The organism is Citrobacter sp. TBCS-15, from assembly GCF_005280815.1.
GTDB classification, from domain to species: domain Bacteria; phylum Pseudomonadota; class Gammaproteobacteria; order Enterobacterales; family Enterobacteriaceae; genus Citrobacter; species Citrobacter werkmanii.
The window spans coordinates 820,277-838,711 of record NZ_SZWK01000102.1 but is presented as its reverse complement, the minus strand read 5'-3'; the positions used below and the strand labels follow the sequence as shown (position 1 = coordinate 838,711).

Genomic DNA, 18,435 nt, shown 5'->3' with positions numbered 1-18,435 from the left:
CTGCCAGTGGGTCATCCGGCCCATCACGCCGTGGGTGAACTGCACCGCCACGTCATCCAGTTGCCAGGCAACGGGCCTGCCGCTCAGTGGGTCATAGCGGTGTTCCAGCCGACGACCGTTGATGGTTTCAGCGATAACCTGACCATCAGCATCGTATTCAAATTCCACCCGTGAATCCGGGGTACAGGCGCTGATAAGGTGAAATTCCGCATCATAACGGAAGTCGGAGGTGGCGATTATCTGCTCCGCTTCCTCCCGCCGTTGCCTTACCTGTCGCTGAAGAAGCCGGTCACCGCTGTCATAATATTCACGGATAATATGGTTGTCAGGATAGTGTGTGGCAGTACGCCGCCCGGCGGCATCGTACTCATAATGCAGCGTCCGGCCACTGAAATCCGTTTCACTGATAAGCTGACCGGCAGCATCCAGGGTGTAAGTCCAGCGTTCTCCGGCGGCATTGATAACCTGCTTCAGCCGGGTGAGGCCGTCATAAATAAAGCGGTAGCACTGCCCGTCAGGACGCGTCAGTGTTTTCAGCAGGCCAAAGCTACCGTACTCATAGTGCGTGGTTTTTCCTTCACCGTCGGTAAAGCTGGCAACCTGTTTTCCGGAACTGTGATCATATTGTTGTTCCACGCCGTCCGGCAGGGTGAGGTGCGTAACACTCCCGGAGAGGCTGGCGTGTTGGTTACTGTGGCGGTAAGTGGTTTTTTGTTGTAGCGGATCGCTGACGGTCAGCAGGCGTCCAAGCATATCCTGCTCAAGCCGGATTTCTCCCTGCGCCGGATCTGCGATGCAGTTCAGGCGGTGCAGGGGATCGTAGCCATAATGCCAGGTCTCACCGTCCGGCAGTGCCTGTCGTAATACTTCTCCGTGGTCACCGTATTCCCAGTGACGCTGCCGCCCCTGCGGATCGGTCATTTCCAGCAGTCCGCCGTGTTCATCGTAGTGGAACAGCCAGGTTTTATTACCCGGCCCCTGAAAACGGGTCAGATTACCGTGGGCATCATACTCATAGTGCAGCATGATGCCCCCCGGCAATGACAGCCGGGTGATGTCACCGTAGAGGTTATACTGCCAGGTGGTGGTTCGCCCCAGCGCGTCGGTCTGAGACTGCCGTTTACTGTGCGCCCATTCCGTTAGTGTTTCCCTTCCCAGAGGGTCTGCCTCACGAACGACCAGGCCGTCATCGTTATACCAGTAGGTTGTGACGCCGCCTTCTGCATCGTGATAGCGGTTCCTGCGTTCTGCATCGTCGTAGGTAAAACGGTCGTTGAAGTAGCCTTCCGGCGTGCGGGTTTCTGTAACCCGTCCCTGTGCGTCGTAGAACAGATCCACCTGCGTACCGTCGGCATCCCACCAGTGCAGCATCCGGTTTTCCGGACTCCAGGTGTAACCCTTATGACTGAACTGAAAGGTGTCGCATTCTGCCAGCATTCCCTGGTCATCATACTGACAGGTGACCAGTCGCTGTATTTTCCCCTGAGAATAAAGGTCTATTGCGGTAACACGCCCGTTCAGGCTGCTCAGCGTCAGCTCATAACCATCGCTGTGCCGGACGCAGGTCAGTTGCCCCTGCTGGTAAACGAAGCTGATGGTGTTGCCATAGCCGTCACAGATCGCGGACAGGCGGCGTATTGTCCCGTTGATTTCGCCAAAAATCAGCGTCTGGCGGGCCTGACGGTCAAACACGGTGAGTTGATTGTGAATATCACCGGAGAGCACGTAATGGCCCATGTGACTGTTAACCGCGTTTCTTAATTGTCCGTCGTGGGGCAGGGAGTAGACCAGCGTGACGCCTTCATGATCGGTAAAACGGATAGTTTTTGCGTCCAGCTCCAGAAAACGCGACCATTCGTCCATCCATTTGGGTCCGAACAGACCACAGACCTGTGAACTGGTGCGGTGAAAGCGGGAGAGGCTGAGCGGTAACGTACCGGGGAGTGAGAGCACCGAAAGATGCTGGAGAAAATCGCCGGTAACGATATCGACAGGTTCACCCGGCGTACTACAGTTACGAGTGCACTGGCTATTAGCTTTATTGTTTTTAGGTGTTTCCCCTTGAACAGGAAATTGCCCTCCTGGAGCATTTGGGGTTTTTACGGCGGTACTGGCAGCGGCACCTGCGTCTTCCACTGCGTTTGTGGTTTTTGCAGCAGCGGCGGCGGTTTCTGCCGACCGTGTTGCTGCGCCGGCTTCTTCTACTGCCATTTGGGGGCCATTTCTTGCCAGCAATGCGCCCCCCAGCAAAGAACCGATAACCAGTTCACTTCCTTTAACCTGGTCAGTATTCAGCGTTTTCCATGTTTCCGCCGCCTCTCCGCCCATTTGCTGGATAGCTGCATCAGATGCGCCAGGGACCCGACTATAAATATCGCCTGCGTGTAGCATCGCAGCGATAAGCTCACTGTTCATTACTCCGTCAGGTGTATCGTCAGTGACAAAATCAGACACAACATCTTTAATTTTTTGTGTCGCTGCTCTTCTGGACTCCGCTTCCTGAACATAGGACTCGCCGAGCATTTCCAGGAAACCTTTTTCTTTCGCTGTTTCCGGGACAACTGGCGGATTTGCCCCCGTCACCGGAACCTGAGGTATGGCGGGCTGGCCGCAGATAACGCCGGGGGTATTTTTGTTATTCATCCAGCATATATCGCCGTTCCGTAGTATTGGAAAACCACCGGCGGTGACGCTGGCGCTGTGCTCCAGGGGTTCACAGATGCTCCCCACGGTTCCGCTTTTTATGCCGCCGGCAACACCCGGTTCATCTCCTTGTGTCATCGGGGCAAAACTCTGGTCCATTACCACCAGAGGGGTATTGTTTGTCCTGACGGTCGGTACCGGGAGCACGGCCTGTAACAGTTGTGCAGTGACTGGGTAGGGGATCGGGGGCGTGGAGTCTCCGCGTGGCGTTTTACAAACATCCGGACTGAGCGATACCATCGTCCATTGCGGACTCTGGCTGGCAGTGGTGTTTTCGGCCATTATTTTTCTTCCTGAACGGGATTTGTCACGTAACGCGCCTCTATGACGCGTATCGGGGCATGGGTGCTAATGAGGTATCGCCAGGTGATAGACAGTGTCATTTTGTCTAAATCCAGGATCAGGGTGTCTGCATTCATCCACTGGGGGATCAGGGTTCCGTCCGTCATACGCAGTAACACTGCTGCTCTGTGTGGTGGGGTTTGAACGGTTATCCGGCCCTTGGGATGCAATCCCTGTAGCTCAAAGCGCAGTCCTGGAGAGGGCCAGGGTATTTGTTGATCCAGTGGCGCACCATTCCAGTAACCAAAATCGAAGTCTCCCGGTAAACCAGGGTGTCGAGAATCCAGCCAGTGTTGATTGTAGGTTCCCGCTTTTCTCAGCCTTGGCTCCCAGCTACGGGCTAAAAATCCCGTTCCGGCAGGTTGAAATTCAGGCGCAGATGGATCCATCCTGCCATCCAGACAGCGTTGAAATTCATTTAGTGTGAAAGGATGGTCCGGATTCATGATCTGTGGAGCGGGGACGCGTGTCAGTCGGGTAGCATCAACGTACCAGCGTTCTGTATATCCTTGTCCCTGTGGATTGGTTACACACACGGTGTGGGCGAGCGGCGGGCTATCAGTCTGTGGGTGTTCGGCTTGTTGACGGGCAGTAAGCTGATTTTTCGCGGGTACATTTCTGGCGGCATCACTCTCTTTCTCGATTCGACACTCCCCGCCAAAGGCATATTGATAATCCAGGGGGAGAGTAGTGAAGGGGGTGGGATCTGAAAGCGACCATTGTCCGGTCAGTGAGTTACGGAGCAGAAATCGCTCACCAATGACATGAAGTCGCTTATCCAGTAAAACTTGCCCCTCTGGAGTAATAAGCTGAATACCGACATCAACATCTGTTGCGGGAATGTCAGCAGGAGCATTGACGGTTGCGTTGAGAATAACGTCACAAAGCGGCTTGAAGGGAGCCAGATCGTTTTCCTGTAAGACTCTGGAAGCGTTGAGTTCACCTTCATACTCATCCGTCAGGCAAAGAGGCATGGGGGGATTTACCAGTGGCTGTGCCTGGAAAACACCTTCGGCGCACAGCTCCAGCGAAAAGCCAACCTTCAATGCAACAACGTGATATGTCTCATCCTGCTGATCGAGCATTCTGTACTGCATCACGGAGAAAGGGGTGAGATTGCGAAATTCCATTTCAGCGCCTCAGTTGATGTCCACTGGCATACCGTTAATTTGGACTGGTCCCTTGGCACTAAAGTCAAAGGCGGTTCCGATGATGGTGATCACTCCGGAAGCATCCATCGTGATGGAGCTGGCCCCGCAGGTGAAAGTAATGGATGTGGTGGAACTCACTGTCAGTGGTCCACCTACGGTGACTGACTTTAACAGCCCAACCTCTTCGGTCTGCGCCAGAGCGACGGTGGTATTCATCTCCCCGACAACGGTTGTCTGATAGGCCCTCCCACGGTGACTGATTTCAATAACCCAACAGTCTCCCTGCTAGTCAGGCCGGTAAATTCTTTTTTATTTTTCAGCGTGGTGGTTCTCTGATTGCTCAGAACGACCTGCCGTAAATTGTGACCAATCAGTACATTGCGGTCTTTTTTGATTCTGACTTTTTGATCGTTGCCGATATTTTCCGTGTGATCGTGGAGCACAGTCGTACGACGGTCGTGTAATACTTTGGTGTCCATGTCTTTCTGAGCGTGCATGGACAACAACTCATTATCCGTACTATCTTCAAACATCAGTTCGTTATATCCGCTTCCCTGATATGTTTTTGAACGGATAGCCATCTGTGTTTTGGTTCCGGGCAGATCGCCTGGAGAACGGTTAGTCTGGTGGTAGGTTCGTCCCATAATGATGGGCTGATCTGGGTCGCCATTGAGGAAATCAACGATCACTTCCTGCCCGACGCGTGGGATAGCCAGATGACCAAACCCGGCACCGGCCCATGCTTGTGATACCCGTATCCAGCAGGAGCTGTCCTCATTTTTCTGATGATATCTGTCCCAGTGAAATTTCACACGAACCCGACCATGCTCGTCGCAGAAAATTTCTTCTCCTTCAGGACCGGTGACAATTGCGCTTTGCGGGCCATCAACTCTGGGTTTGGGTAAAGGTTGTGACCGCCAGGTTCGATCCGCAGGTATTACAGTAAAATCGTTGGTGAGTGAGGTTCCCTGCCCTTGACTGCCGTGCTGTGCTTGAGGTTGTATTCCCGTCAGCGTACTACCCGCCACTTGCCACTCTCGGTTAAGGTCGGCTGTTGGGTGTCCTGACAAGGTAAAACGTGTACCAGGCCATAGTTTTGGGGAATTACTGGCACAAGTGGCCGTTTCAGCACTGCTGCGCCAGCCATCCATTTTATAGCGGGCAAAATCTTGACCGTGTTGTTGATCTTTAAAACGGCCCGGATAATCAAACAGTTCGTACTGTGACCTCTGGCCGTTAAGATTGTCGGCTTTATGAGTATAGAGTCCTGGCCAACCAGGGACTTTAAAGGTGTAGTCCTGACTCTGTACTGAAGAGTGTGTGACAGTGGCTTCATAGCGGAACACACTAATGGATTCAGGGGTGACTTCCATTGTTGCGTTTGGGTTAAATAGGAGTGGGGTGGATATGGAGTGCAATCCGGCAAAATTGTCGCATAGGGTCAGCGTCTGATGCGGCCCATTAGCACCTGGAGACAGATTTTCAAAAAAGAAGATTCCTTCCTCAGACCACAATCGTGTCAGAAAAGCGAGATCTGACTCATTATATTGTACGCAGAATTCACGTGGCGGGTGGTTTTCATAAAAGTGAGACTTCCACTCTGTTACGCCATTTTCTCTCAGTAGAATATCGGAGATGGTCTGGATGTCCTGTTGCTGGAAAATACGGAAGTTCTTGCGCAAACTACAGCGCCAAAGTGGAGGGGAAATGGTCAGATGATAATTTGTCTGCCACCCATTATTATTTCCCAGGACCATTGCAGTGACAATGCCGTTGATATAGCGTTGTGGAATATTACCTTGCCAGATAGTCAGAACGACATTTTTTTCCAGAAAATCCGAAGCGACTAGATTTAATTTAGTACTGGAAACATTTACGTCCATCACAAACGGACCAGAGTATTGCTGGTAAAGAGTGAAATCTACCACGGCCAGTGCTGTATCTTCCTGACCATCAATATTTAACGTAAAACGCAGTCCTTTTAATGACATATGACCTCCCTAAGGACGGAGAAATACCCGTATTGTTGATGAGTTACATGATATAGACGATGTAACGCATGAATTAAGGTTCGTTTGATATGGGAGCGATGAATGAGTGATAATAAAAATAGAATATTTTCCGAAGAGAATTACTTGCAACTTTTTTGTGACAATTCTCTTTCTTTTTTAGCTTCCAATATCAGACGTAAAGTGCGAAGGAATGAAATTATTCTATAAAATGAGTTGCTGTTTATAGTATATCGACATAAATACAAAACAAATAATTGTAAAAAAAATGTATTAAGCTCCCTCATTAACTGATAAAATTCTGAGTTTTGTATAAGTATTGAAAAAATACCAGCCAATGACAATGATATATTAAAAAGATAAAAATAGCGTATAAAGATCAATCCACTGGTATAGCCTCGTCCTAATCCATAAGGTATAAAAGCAACATATATACCTGCAAATGGGATAATGGATAAGCATAATATTGAGCTCACTTCAACGGGAAGGTTAAAGTGATATATTATCGATGTCCATCCCCATGGGGTCGAGGCTGCCAGTAACATAACGATAATCCCTATTGAAAAAGGGTTGGGACGTGAAAGTCTGAGCCATTGAAGATTGAGTGCATTTTCCTGCTCCGGGGTCGATTGTTTGAGTAACGCCGCCCCTCCATCTTTGATCAAGCAGTCCGTTTGTTTTCCTTCGTCAATTAATCGAAGGAACTGTGTGCCCAATAACACTCTCGCTATATTCATTTAATTAATAGTGTCCACGGACTGTAATAATCCAAAAATATATTCACCAGAGGTGCTAATACTTTCCGGGGAATGTATAACACCACTGACCGCACTACCAGAAACCGCCATTGCGCTGGTCATCGCACTAATGAGTTGTTTTATTAACTCTCCGTGAAATCCTTCTGTAGGATATCGTCTGGGATATTTTCCCGCGCGGACCATTGCTTTCATCGCTTTGTTAGATATTCCCGGGTTAAGTTGTTTTATGATAGCTTCAGTCAGACGAACCCTCTCCATTCTGGGATAACGCTTTAACCAGTCGATCACGTTCATTGAAGAGGTTGATTTCATCATTTTGTATGTCATGACCACTTCTTTTAGCGGACCGGCAAGCGAGACCAGTGAAATTAAATCGAGCGCAGTGGAGGTGGCCGTGTACCATCCCTGCCGATCAATCCAGTCAACATTTTGGGCATCGTTAAGTCCTATATCATACAAACGCCATAGGCCATTAGCACACTGCACTGCTGTGGCAATCGTTCCGGCAGTTGCCAATACAGCCAGAGGAGTACTCATTCCGCCCGTAAGCGGTACGGCTGAAAGAGAAGCAGCACATGCGACAGCTGTGAGTATACAGGCTCCGCAGGATAGTGCCGTTGACGCAATTTCTGCTCCAACTGATGGATCTTTTACGGCTTCTTTGACGCTTTTCTCCATCCCTTCACGAGATAAATACGTGGTTTGAGTCACAATGATATGGGTTATTTGATTCAGTCCCGGAGTGGAGGAGCGTTTTGAGGGGCGAACTAAAAATGAGCGATAACCGTCGTTGTATATAATGCCTGCACCATAAAAATCACGCTGGCAGTCAAGTGCATCAGCCAGTGCGTCGAAATTAAAATCTGTCCCCTGAGTTTGCCCCAGCAAGCGAGACCACTCATATTCAGGCAAATCATTACTTTCAGGATTAAATAAATTAGGCACCTTGCCCTCACATTATCAATTCACTAACTGAATTAGTTGCAATGACCGTACAACGTTACGCTTGTTTTCAGGCACGCTACCGCCGAGGTTTCCGGCGTCTGCCATCTCCCGTATGCAAAACGTAACTCGGTACTGATACTGCTTGTTATGGCTAATGACTTTAAAAACAGCACCCTGCCATGACGGCAGAATGCTGCTGGTTTTGACTTATGCTTCCAGTGGTGCGCGCCAGTCATCAGCCCCTGAAGTACCGGCTGAAACGTGTTCCCACTCAATTTTGCGGTAAGCCAGAGAGACTTTTACCAGTTGAGTGAATTCACGTTTGGTGTCGTCCTGGCAGTGCGGCATGTGACAGTCGATATCCACAATGGTGGAGTCGGTCAGGCGGGTGGTGAAGAAATGTTCCTGCTTACCTTCCACGGAGGTGCGATACCAGTGCAGTTCGGTGGTTGGCAGCATTTCTCCGGAAGCCAGTGCGTTGTACAGCAGTGGAACCGCTTTGTTCAGCGCCACGGTGAAGATAAACGGCTTGTGAGAACGCTGGCCACTGGGCTGACCTGATTGCGGATCGGTCGGGACGGTGACGTTGTGGCTGAATTCCTGCACCAGCATCTGGTCTTCATGGCCCTGAACGTAGATATTGCCGACAGATTCAGCAGTAAATGCGCGATCGGTAATCAGTCCCTGAGTTTGTCCTTTAATTGAGATGTAACACGGTGTTGGCATTTCCTTAACTCCTTTGCATTATTTATATTTATGCTAATTCCCATCAGCACGTTCAATATTTCTTAACAAACACAAAAGCATTGCTCACGCCAATACTTTTGTGTTTGTCCCTGAGTCGCATTCGTTGTGCGGTCGGTAAAAATGATGGTGCTTTTAAATTCATTGCTCATTAGTTCCGGTGCTTCTCTTTTATCTTTCAGCCATAGGTTGTTCTTGAATTAATATTATTTAATCCATTTTTCTCCTGCGCTATAAAATCAAAATAACCATTCATTTATTTTTGTGATGTAATCCTTGTTCGTATTTACTCTAATCATTGTAATTAAACTTTTTCTTATATATTCAGTTAAAACATGTGGTTGTATTGTGTTTTTTTTTGTTTGTATTTAATCCTGCATATACCATATCCCAGATGAAATACTTGATTATGTGTCATTCGTCACGTCGGTGTGTATTATGTGTCGAAGGTTAGGAAAATTGTTTTAAAATTTCATTCAGGGAGTATGATACTCCCTGATCGATGTTTTTGTCATGGCGGATTTTTATTTCCGTTGCTGGCTATTGTCTTTATGGATAATTCTACCATTAATGGTCTGAATAAATATCTATCATCATTTTATGGAATATATACATGAGCAATCATAATGACGGAAGTATAGCGCCTAAGGAACGTATTAATGTCCGCTATGTTCCAAGGACGGATGGTCAGGCGGCTGAAGTGGAATTACCTCTCAGTCTGCTGGTTACCGGGGATTTACTGGGAAGGCCGGATGACACCCCTCTGGATGAACGCCAGCCAGTCGCTGTTGACCGAAATACATTAAACGCAGTACTGGCCCAGTCTGGCATTGAACGGAACGTTTCCGTGCCGTCGGTGCTTAGTGAAAAGGCTGGCGCGCGTATGGATATCAGCCTGAAAGTCAATTCGATGGCCGATCTCTCGCCGGACAGCATCGCCAGCCAGGTGCCTGAGCTGAAAAAAATGCTGGAGCTTCGTGAGGCGCTGGTTGCCCTCAAAGGGCCGATGGGCAATATCCCGGCATTTCGCGCTCAGTTGCAGGCACTTCTGGATAACGAGGAAACCCGCGAACAGCTGATTCAGGAACTGGGGCTGGCCAGCCAGAAATAACTTTGCACAAGGATTTCACTATGTCTTTACAGGAAGAAGTTGCTCCCGTCAGTGCCGCGCCAGAGGCAGGAACGTCATTGCTGGACAATATTATGGCACAAAGCCGTTTCCAGCCTGAGTCTGAAAGCTATGGTATTGCCCGTCAGGGCGTGACCGCATTTATCTCGGCCCTGCTGCAGAATGAAGCTGAGTCAGTCGACATTCTGGCGGTTAACGCCATGATTGCGGATATTGACGAGCGGACAAGTCGCCAGATGGATTTGATCCTTCACGACCCGGTGATTCAGGAACTGGAATCACTGCTGCGCTCCCTGAAATTGCTGGTTGAGCGTACCGATCCGCGCGAAAACATCAAAATTTACCTGCTGCATGCCACCAAAGAAGAGTTGCTGGACAACTTCGAATTCGCCCCGGAAATCACCCAGTCTGGTTTCTATAAGCACGTTTATTCAAGTGGTTACGGCCAGTTTGGCGGCGAGCCAGTGGCGGCAGTTATCGGTAATTATGCGTTTAAAAATAATGCGGCAGATCTGAAATTACTGAAATATGTCAGTGCGGTCAGCGCAATGGCGCATGCGCCATTCCTGTCATCCGTTGCGCCGGAGTTTCTCGGTCTGGATTCCTGGACTGAGCTGCCGGGCATTAAAGATGTTGGCGCGATTTTTGAAGGTCCAGCCTATACCAAATGGCGCGCATTGCGCGAGTCAGAAGACTCCCGTTATCTCGGCCTCACTTCCCCACGTTTCCTGCTGCGTCAGCCATACGCGCCGGGCGACAATCCGGTGAAAAGTTTCAATTACCGGGAAAATGTCAGTCGCAGTCATGATGATTATTTGTGGGGGAATACGGCATTCCTACTGGCTGCCAATATGGCGGACAGCTTTGCGAAGTACCGCTGGTGCCCGAATATCATCGGTCCGCAGAACGGCGGGGCGGTTAAAGATCTGCCGGTTCATCTGTATGACGCGATGGGACAGCTGCAGGCTAAAATTCCGACCGAAGTACTGATCACTGACCGCCGTGAATTTGAGCTGGCGGAAGAGGGGTTCATTACTCTGACCATGCGTAAGGGCAGTGATAACGCTGCCTTTTTCTCGGCTAACTCGGTACAGAAGCCAAAAGTATTCCCCAATACCCCGGAAGGCAAAGAAGCGGAGACCAACTACAAGCTGGGTACCCAGCTACCGTATCTCTTTGTTATCAGCCGCCTGGCGCACTACATCAAAGTTCTGCAGCGCGAACAGATCGGCTCCTGGAAAGAGCGTGGTGATTTGGAGCGCGAACTGAATACCTGGATCCGCCAGTATGTGGCCGATCAGGAAAATCCGCCAGCTGAAGTGCGCAGCCGTAAGCCGCTGCGTCAGGCGAAAATTGAAGTGCTGGATGTGGAAGGTGAACCGGGCTGGTATCAGGTGGCGCTCTCCGTGCGTCCGCATTTCAAATATATGGGCGCCAGTTTTGAACTGTCCCTCGTTGGCCGTCTCGACCGGGATTAATCACCATGACGGAACGGGATATCGGAATGCAGGGAAGTTTGTTTGAGCGGGTGGGGAATGCGGCCAGATCGTCGCGCCGCTTACCGTCGCCAGGGCAGTTGTTACAGTCCATCAGACGCAACCTGGAAAACGTTCTGAATACCCGTTCCGGCAGTTGCTATGGTTCGCCGGAGCTGGGCATTCCTGATCTGAATGATGATGCATTGGTCTCCAGTGATTTCCGTCAGGAAATTGGCCGGGGAATTCGTGACTGCATTCTCCGTTACGAACCCCGACTCTTTGATGTGACGGTAGATGCCGATTCACCGGATGTCAGTGCTCCGCAGGAATTACGTTTTCATATTGTGGCGCAGGTGAGTTTTAACGATGCCAGTGATCTCCTGGAGTTTGAGATCCTGCTGGATAACCGCCAGCGCTACCGGGTGGAGTGACAAAATGGCTTTTGAGGAACGTTACTACCGGGAAGAGCTGGATTATCTGCGCCAGTTAGGCAAGCTGCTGGCAGAGGATAAACCCTATCTGGCCCGTTTTCTGGCGGAAAAGGAAGGCGACCCGGATGTGGAGCGTCTGCTGGAAGCTTTCGCTTTTCTGTCAGGGGGGCTGCGACAAAAACTGGAAGATGAGTTTCCGGAGTTTACACACGGCATCATCCGCATGTTGTGGCCCAACTATCTGCGCCCGATACCGTCCATGACGGTGGTTGAATATAAGCCTGAAAATAATCTCAAAGCCCCAGTTCAGGTTTCACGTGATGAACTGGTCACTACACGCCCAAATAACAACCACTCATCTGGACATAAAGGGGCAATAACAGATGAGGAAGATGCTTTTGTTCCTGTCTGTCATTTTACTCTGGCGCGGGATATGTGGTTGCAGCCGTTGCAACTCCTTGATGTCCGTAACGCCAGTACCTTAAAAGAGGGTATTGTTGATATCGATTTTTACAGGGATACGGGAGTAGCTGCCGGAACGGTAGATTTGAATAAACTCACTTTCTGGCTGGGGAACGACGATGACTATACCCGGCATCAGCTCTATCTGTGGTTCAGTGAACGCCTGATGGATGCGGAATTGATTGCGGGTGAGCGTCGCATTGCGTTACCAGAACTGTGGCTGGAAGCCGCCGGGTTTGAACGTGGTGATGCACTACTGCCGTGGCCTAAAAACGTTCACAACGGCTACCGTGTGCTGCAGGAGTATTTTTGCTACCCGGAAAGCTTTTTTTTCTTTCATCTGCGGGATGTCGCGGCATTACCGGAAGATTTTCCTGCGGGTTCTTTTACATTGCGCCTGCATTTTAATCAGCCGTTGCCGGTGGATATCAAACTGCGCGAGAGTTCATTGCGGCTTTACTGCACACCTGCCGTCAACCTGTTTGTTCACCATGCGGAACCGGTCAGGCCGGATGGAAGTACGCCGCAATATCCGCTGAAAGCCAGCCATCAGCACCCGGATGCTTATGATATTTTCCGGGTTAAATCTGTGGCGGGCCAAAGCGCGGAGACAGATGAGCTCTCTGTAAAAGGGAAGAAAACCCGGTCCTGGCCAGAGTTTGAAAGTTTCAATCACCAGCTTGAATACAGCCGCCAGCGTGAGGTGGTGTACTGGCACCACCGGACAAAAACGTCCCTGTTTCATCGTGGCCTTGAGCATGCCATCGCCTTTGTTCACGCGGATGGTAGGCTGCCTGAGCCGTCCATGCTGGAGGGCGAGGTCATTACTGCTTCGCTGGTCTGTACTAACAGGATGCTGCCTGCGGAGCTGCACACTGGCGATATCTGCGTGGCTGTGGGGAAAAACCCGGCCGTAGCCAGCTTCAGCAATGTCACGCGCCCGACGCGGCCATTGTACCCGGTCACGGATGGCGATATGCACTGGTCACTGATTTCCAGTATGAACCTGAATTATCTCTCTCTCCTGGACCGTGATGCGCTGGTACAGATCCTGCGTACTTTCGATTTACCCGGCATCCATCATCCACAGCAGGCCCGGTTGTCACAGCAAAAACTGGACGCAATTGAGAAAATGGAAACTAAACCGGTGGATCGGTTGTTCAAAGGCGTTCCGGTAAGGGGGCTTGCGACCTCGTTGTGGATCAATCCGGCACCCTTTATCTGTGAGGGTGAGGTTTATCTGTTAGGTGTCGTGCTGTCTGAGTTCTTTGCCCTGTACGCCAGCATCAATTCATTCCACTGCCTGAAAATTATCAATACAGAAAGTCAGGAGGTCTGGGAATGGAAGAGCAGCGGCCAGCATGCCCTGATGTGATATTTCCGGCAGATGTGCGCGGCATCAATTTCTATACCCTGCTGGAGTCGCTCTATCGCCGCTACGGCGAACCGGACAGTGAACCTTCTCTGCGTACCGAGCCGAAAGATGAGGGGGTGCTGTTTAAATCTGATGCCAGCATCGCTTTTCCGGGGAGCGATCTGACGTCGCTCACGCGCAGAGATAACGGGCAGTTCACGCTGACCTCAACATTTCTCGGCTTTTCCGGCAGCCAGTCGCCGCTTCCGGGTTATTACCTTGATCGGATGGCACGGGAATCTGCACAGAACGAAGAAGGGCTGAAAGATTTTCTGGATCTGTTCAGCCATCGCTGGACGCAGTTTGCTTACCACGCCTGGCGTAAGTATCGCTACTACATCTGTTTTCGCAATGGCGGGACGGATGTCTTTTCACAGCGTATGTATTCCCTTGTCGGGCTGGGTAACCGCAGTGCACGCGACAGGCTCGCCATCAACCACAGCAAAATGCTGGCCTATGCCGGAATACTGGCGACGCCGGGGCGTTCGCCGGATGTGGTATGTAATCTGGTATCCCACTGTTTTGATTTGCCGGATGTCACGATTGAGAGCTGGCAACTGCGCAAAGTGGCGATCGAGCCGTCAGAGCAGAACCGGGTGGGGGTACGTAATCCGAAGATACGAACCGACGGACATGTCGCCGGACGCTCTGTGCTGGGCGTCAATTTCACACTCGGCGCGCGGGTACCGGATCGCAGCGGTAAATTCCTGCTGCGGATTAACGGCCTGGATATTGCGCGTTACCTGTCGTTTTTACCGGATGGGGATGATCATCAGGCGCTGAAAATGTTTATTTCGTTTCTGTTGCGTGACCAGCTTGCCTGGGATCTGCAATTGGGTCTGGCACCGGAGCAGGCCAGAAGGATGCGGCTGGGGGATAAATCGTGTTCCCGTCTGGGACGGACCAGTTTTATTGGCCAGCCGGTGGCTTCGCCTTCCGTCACTCTCCACATCAGGGAATAAATTACATGGAGTCATATATGGCTGAGGAAAAATCACAGTCTTCCACACTGTCGCTGACGCTTCAGGTAATGAACGGCAATGAACTGGAAAGCGGTCGCGCCGCAAAATGCCTGTTTTCCGGTGACGGCGGCGAGATAGGCCATGCGGAAGGGTGCCACTGGCCGGTACAGGATCGGGCCGGTTCGGTTGCCGGGCGCGCCTGCGCCATTGTGCTGCATGACGGCGCTTTCTGCCTGCGCAGCCTGATGCCGGGGCTGATGATAAACCTGGCGCCAGTGGCCTCCGACGCTGGGCTGGTACGTCTGCGTCAGGGGGATGAAATCAGTCTGGGCGCGCTGGCATTAAAAGTCTTTCTGCACGAAGGCAAACGCATCAGCTATGACGAGCAGATGGCGACGCCGGAAAGCATTGTGACGCAGCGTGACGGTCTGGTGGAGGCGCTGATTTCTACCGACGGCCAGCCGGAATATCCGGGGCTGCAGCAGCGTCACCAGCTGACGTCCACGGTGGTCAACAGCTTTTCCTCCGACCCTTTACAGGTGTTAGAGAGTGAAAGTCTGACCGCCGCACCGGCGACTTACGGGCAGCGGACCGTGCCGTTGTCGGATCTGCAGGCCAATGGTGGACTGGACACCTCTTTTATGGATCTGCCCCCGGTATATGCGGACCCGCGTGATGAAGATGAGTTTACTGCGGCGCAAACGGCGCAGAAACATCTGGCGGTAACGCCGCTGCTGCGCGGGCTGGGCAGTTCGCTCAGCGTGCACAATTCGCAGGACGCCGACGCCTTTCTGGAAGAGAGCGGACGCGCCCTGCAGGCCGCGATTCAGGGACTGCTGGATTTACAGCACAGCCAGAACAGTCTGTCGGACAAACACCTGCGCCCGCTGGAAGATAACCCGCTGCGCCTGAATCTTGACTACGCCACGGCGCTGGAAGTGATGTTCGCCGAAGGCAAAAGTCCGGTGCATCTGGCGGCACCTGCCGCCATTCGCGAGAGCCTGCGTAACGTCCGCCACCACGAAGAGGCCAACCGGGCGGCGATAGCCGAAGCGCTGCGGGTGATGCTGGAGGCCTTCTCGCCGCAGAGCCTGCTGCGCCGCTTTGTGCAGTATCGCCGCAGCCATGAGCTGCGCCGGGAGCTGGACGATGCCGGGGCATGGGAAATGTACCGCCACTATTACGCCGAACTGGCTTCGGACAGGCAGCAGGGATTCGCCATGCTGTTTAACGAGGTCTATGCCCAGGTGTATGACCGGGTATTGCGTGAGAAGCAGCGGGAACCGGAAGCATGAGACGCTTTTTTGTCATGCTGATGCTGGCGCTCAGCGTCAGTGGCTGCACGATGACCAAAAAGATCGGCCAGGTGATTGCCGATCCCGGTATTCAGGTTGGCGATCTGAAACAGCAGTCTTCTGCGGTCACCCTCACGCTGCTGACCGAGCCGGACAGCAACCTGAACGGCGAGGGCGAGCCTGCCCCGGTTGATGTGCAACTGGTGTACCTGACCGATGACTCAAAATTTCAGGCGGCGGATTACGACCTGATGGCCTCCACGCCACTGCCGGAAGCGCTGGGGAAAAACTATCTCGACCACCAGGATTTTACCCTGCTGCCGGACACGCTCAAAACGCTGCCTGACGTGAGTCTGGATGCAAAAACACAGTTTATTGGCATCGTCGCCTATTTCTCCGACGACCAGGCCAGCGAATGGAAGCAAATCGTGCCGGTGGAAGGAACCGGGCATCACTACCGCCTGCTGGTGCACGTACGCCAGAACAGTATTGAAATGAAGACCGAGGACAAATAACGATGGCCACAATGAAAAACCGGGTGCTCTGGCAGGAAGGGATGTTTGCGCTGCCCCAGCACTTTCAGCAGCAGCAGCGCCATAACGACGCGATGCTGTGCGAGCGGCTGGATGCGCTGGGTGATTTTGCCTGGGGATTTACCGGGCTGTCACTGAATACTGAACTGCTGGCGCAGGGCAAGGTGATGATCGACCGGGCGGCGGGCTGTCTGCCGGACGGCACCGTGTTCCGCATTCCTGAACAGGATCTGCTGCCGCTGCCGTATCAGCCACGGGAACTCACCACACCGGAAAGCCAAGATATTTATCTGGCGCTGCCGGTCGCCACCCATACCATCAGCGAAGTACAGGGCATTCGCAGCGCGGGGCAGAGTTCGGAGCGATACAGCGTGGTGCACACCGATGTCCGCGACGTACACAGCAATGACGGCGATATGCAGTCGCTGACGCTGGGCCAGCTGGGGCCGAAAATCGTCAGTGGCGCAGAGGATCTCAGCGCGATGGTGGTGCTGCCGCTGTGCCGTATCCGCAGTTTTCAGGCCGGTGGCGCGCTGGTACTGGATGATGATTTCATCCCGACCTGCCAGACGCTGCGCGTCAGCCCGGTTCTGAATCGCTTTGTCGGTGACGTGCAGGGGCTGATCGCCACCCGCGCCGCCGATCTGGCGAAGCGTATCGGCTCGCCGGAGCAGAGCGGGATCGCGGACGTTGCCGAGTTTATGATGCTGCAGATGCTTAACCGCTGGCAGATGCATTTTTCGCACCGGGCGCGTCTGCATATCCTGCATCCAGAAACCTTTTATCTGGATCTGGTCAGCCTGCTGGGCGAGCTGATGACCTTTACCGAAAACAGCCGTCTCCCTTGTGTCGTTGAACCTTATGACCATCGCGATTTGACGCAGTCTTTTAAAACGGTGATCCCGGAGGTGCGTCGGGCGCTCAATATTGTCCTGCAACCCCGTGCGCAGAACCTGCCGCTGATCTTTACCGAAGGCGTCTATCTGGCCACGGTCAACGATCCGGGTCTGTTGCAGTCCGGTGTCTTTGTGCTGGCGGTTCGCGCCCGGATGCCACATGCCCAGTTAATCCTCCAGTTTACCCAGCAGTCGAAAATCGCCGCCACCGACAAAATCCGCAATATGGTCAGCGTGCAGGTGCCGGGTATTCCGCTGCGCGCGCTGCCGGCGGCCCCCCGTCAGTTGCCGTACCACGATGGCTATGTCTACTTTGAGCTGGAGAAAGGCAGTTCCGCCTGGCAGGACGTGGTGAAGGCGGGTGCGCTGGCGATGCATATTTCCGGGACCTTCCCGGAGCTGGATATGCAACTGTGGGCGATAAGAGGATAAGACGATGAGCGAATTCGTCCTGCCGTCTGAACCGGACTCCGGTCGCCAGTATCGCCTGGCGCTGCGCGGCAACAGCCTGAATCCGATGATCGATGCCGCCACGCCGCTGCTGGGCATGGTGATGCGCCTGTCGGGGATGAACAGCCTGAATATGCCGGAACACCTGTTTGCGCAGGTGGTGACCGACGTGCAGGCGGTGGAGCAACTGCTGCAGGAGCAGGGCTATGAGCCGGGCGTGATTATGTCGTTTCGTTACATCCTCTGCACCTTTATTGATGAGGCGGCGCTCGGCAACGGCTGGTCAAACAAAAACGAGTGGATCAGGCAGTCGCTGCTGGTCCATTTCCACAACGAGGCCTGGGGCGGGGAAAAGGTGTTTATTCTGCTGGAACGCCTGATGCGTGAACCAAAACGCTATCAGGATCTGCTGGAGTTTTTATACCTCTGCTTTTCACTCGGTTTTCGCGGGCGCTACAAAGTGGCGCAGCAGAGTCAGGACGAGTTTGAACAGATATACCGCCGCCTGCACCACGTGCTGCGTCCATTGCTCGGCGATGCGCCGTTTCCGCTGCTGCACCAGAATCAGGTCGCGCAGGGGGGACGCTACCGGCTGATAAAACGCCTGACTGTCAGGCACCTTCTGCTGGGCGGCATGGTTGTGCTCGCCCTGGTGTATCTGTTTTATCTGCTGCGCCTTGACGGCCAGACGCAGGACATTCTTCACCAGTTAAACCGGCTGCTTGCCAGGTAA

14 protein-coding genes and 1 pseudogene are annotated in these 18,435 nt (G+C 52.4%); 9 read left to right on the top strand and 6 right to left on the bottom strand.

All coding sequences use genetic code 11. The features are described from left to right. The 6 genes and pseudogenes from FDW96_RS10865 to FDW96_RS10840 all read right to left on the bottom strand — a co-directional run. A partial coding sequence (locus tag FDW96_RS10865) for a PAAR-like domain-containing protein (protein ID WP_137365671.1) occupies nt 1-2,985 on the bottom strand: 2,985 nt, incomplete at its 3' end. Next, nucleotides 2,985-4,175, bottom strand: a complete 1,191-nt coding sequence (locus tag FDW96_RS10860; RefSeq protein WP_137365670.1) for a DUF2169 domain-containing protein — start codon at nt 4,173-4,175, stop codon at nt 2,985-2,987. The genes FDW96_RS10860 and FDW96_RS10865, both read right to left, overlap by 1 nt. Before the next feature lie 9 nt (nt 4,176-4,184). Beyond that, nucleotides 4,185-6,187 (bottom strand): annotated as a pseudogene (locus FDW96_RS10855) (type VI secretion system Vgr family protein). 140 nt (nt 6,188-6,327) lie between these two features. Next, on the bottom strand, nt 6,328-6,942 hold the full coding sequence (locus tag FDW96_RS10850; RefSeq protein WP_137365669.1) for a hypothetical protein: 615 nt from the start codon (nt 6,940-6,942) through the stop codon (nt 6,328-6,330). Then, nucleotides 6,943-7,908 (bottom strand): hypothetical protein, encoded by a 966-nt coding sequence (locus tag FDW96_RS10845; RefSeq protein ID WP_167371254.1) that lies wholly within the window; start codon nt 7,906-7,908, stop codon nt 6,943-6,945. It lies immediately after the preceding gene. A 207-nt stretch (nt 7,909-8,115) separates the two neighbouring features. Further along, nucleotides 8,116-8,634 carry an Hcp family type VI secretion system effector gene (locus FDW96_RS10840; protein ID WP_137365668.1) on the bottom strand — a complete coding sequence of 173 codons (519 nt, stop codon included), beginning with the start codon at nt 8,632-8,634 and terminating at the stop codon, nt 8,116-8,118. Nucleotides 8,635-9,265: 631 nt separating this feature from the next. Here FDW96_RS10840 and tssB point away from each other — a divergent pair. Genes tssB through icmH form a run of 9 tightly spaced genes read left to right on the top strand, consistent with a single transcriptional unit; the run spans nt 9,266 to nt 18,435 of the window. Then, nucleotides 9,266-9,763: a type VI secretion system contractile sheath small subunit gene (gene tssB / locus FDW96_RS10835; RefSeq protein ID WP_042309289.1), complete on the top strand. Its 498-nt coding sequence runs from the start codon at nt 9,266-9,268 to the stop codon at nt 9,761-9,763. 20 nt (nt 9,764-9,783) lie between these two features. After that, a complete protein-coding gene (gene tssC, locus FDW96_RS10830; RefSeq protein ID WP_137365667.1) occupies nt 9,784-11,259 on the top strand; it encodes a type VI secretion system contractile sheath large subunit in 1,476 nt (491 codons plus the stop codon). A 5-nt stretch (nt 11,260-11,264) separates the two neighbouring features. Continuing rightward, a complete protein-coding gene (gene tssE, locus FDW96_RS10825; protein ID WP_052511188.1) occupies nt 11,265-11,690 on the top strand; it encodes a type VI secretion system baseplate subunit TssE in 426 nt (141 codons plus the stop codon). Nucleotides 11,691-11,694: 4 nt separating this feature from the next. Continuing rightward, complete coding sequence (gene tssF, locus FDW96_RS10820; RefSeq protein ID WP_079224712.1) at nt 11,695-13,527, top strand: type VI secretion system baseplate subunit TssF; 1,833 nt, start codon at nt 11,695-11,697, stop codon at nt 13,525-13,527. Continuing rightward, a complete protein-coding gene (gene tssG, locus FDW96_RS10815; RefSeq protein WP_061381793.1) occupies nt 13,494-14,528 on the top strand; it encodes a type VI secretion system baseplate subunit TssG in 1,035 nt (344 codons plus the stop codon). Before tssF ends, tssG begins: the two co-directional genes overlap by 34 nt. A gap of 17 nt (nt 14,529-14,545) precedes the next feature. Beyond that, nucleotides 14,546-15,823 carry a type VI secretion system-associated FHA domain protein TagH gene (gene tagH, locus FDW96_RS10810; protein ID WP_079224710.1) on the top strand — a complete coding sequence of 426 codons (1,278 nt, stop codon included), beginning with the start codon at nt 14,546-14,548 and terminating at the stop codon, nt 15,821-15,823. After that, nucleotides 15,820-16,338, top strand: a complete 519-nt coding sequence (tssJ, locus tag FDW96_RS10805) for a type VI secretion system lipoprotein TssJ (RefSeq protein WP_042309280.1) — start codon at nt 15,820-15,822, stop codon at nt 16,336-16,338. The genes tagH and tssJ overlap by 4 nt, the downstream gene beginning before the upstream one ends. A gap of 2 nt (nt 16,339-16,340) precedes the next feature. After that, nucleotides 16,341-17,684 (top strand): type VI secretion system baseplate subunit TssK, encoded by a 1,344-nt coding sequence (gene tssK / locus FDW96_RS10800; RefSeq protein ID WP_137365666.1) that lies wholly within the window; start codon nt 16,341-16,343, stop codon nt 17,682-17,684. A gap of 4 nt (nt 17,685-17,688) precedes the next feature. Then, nucleotides 17,689-18,435: a type IVB secretion system protein IcmH/DotU gene (gene icmH, locus FDW96_RS10795; RefSeq protein ID WP_137365665.1), complete on the top strand. Its 747-nt coding sequence runs from the start codon at nt 17,689-17,691 to the stop codon at nt 18,433-18,435.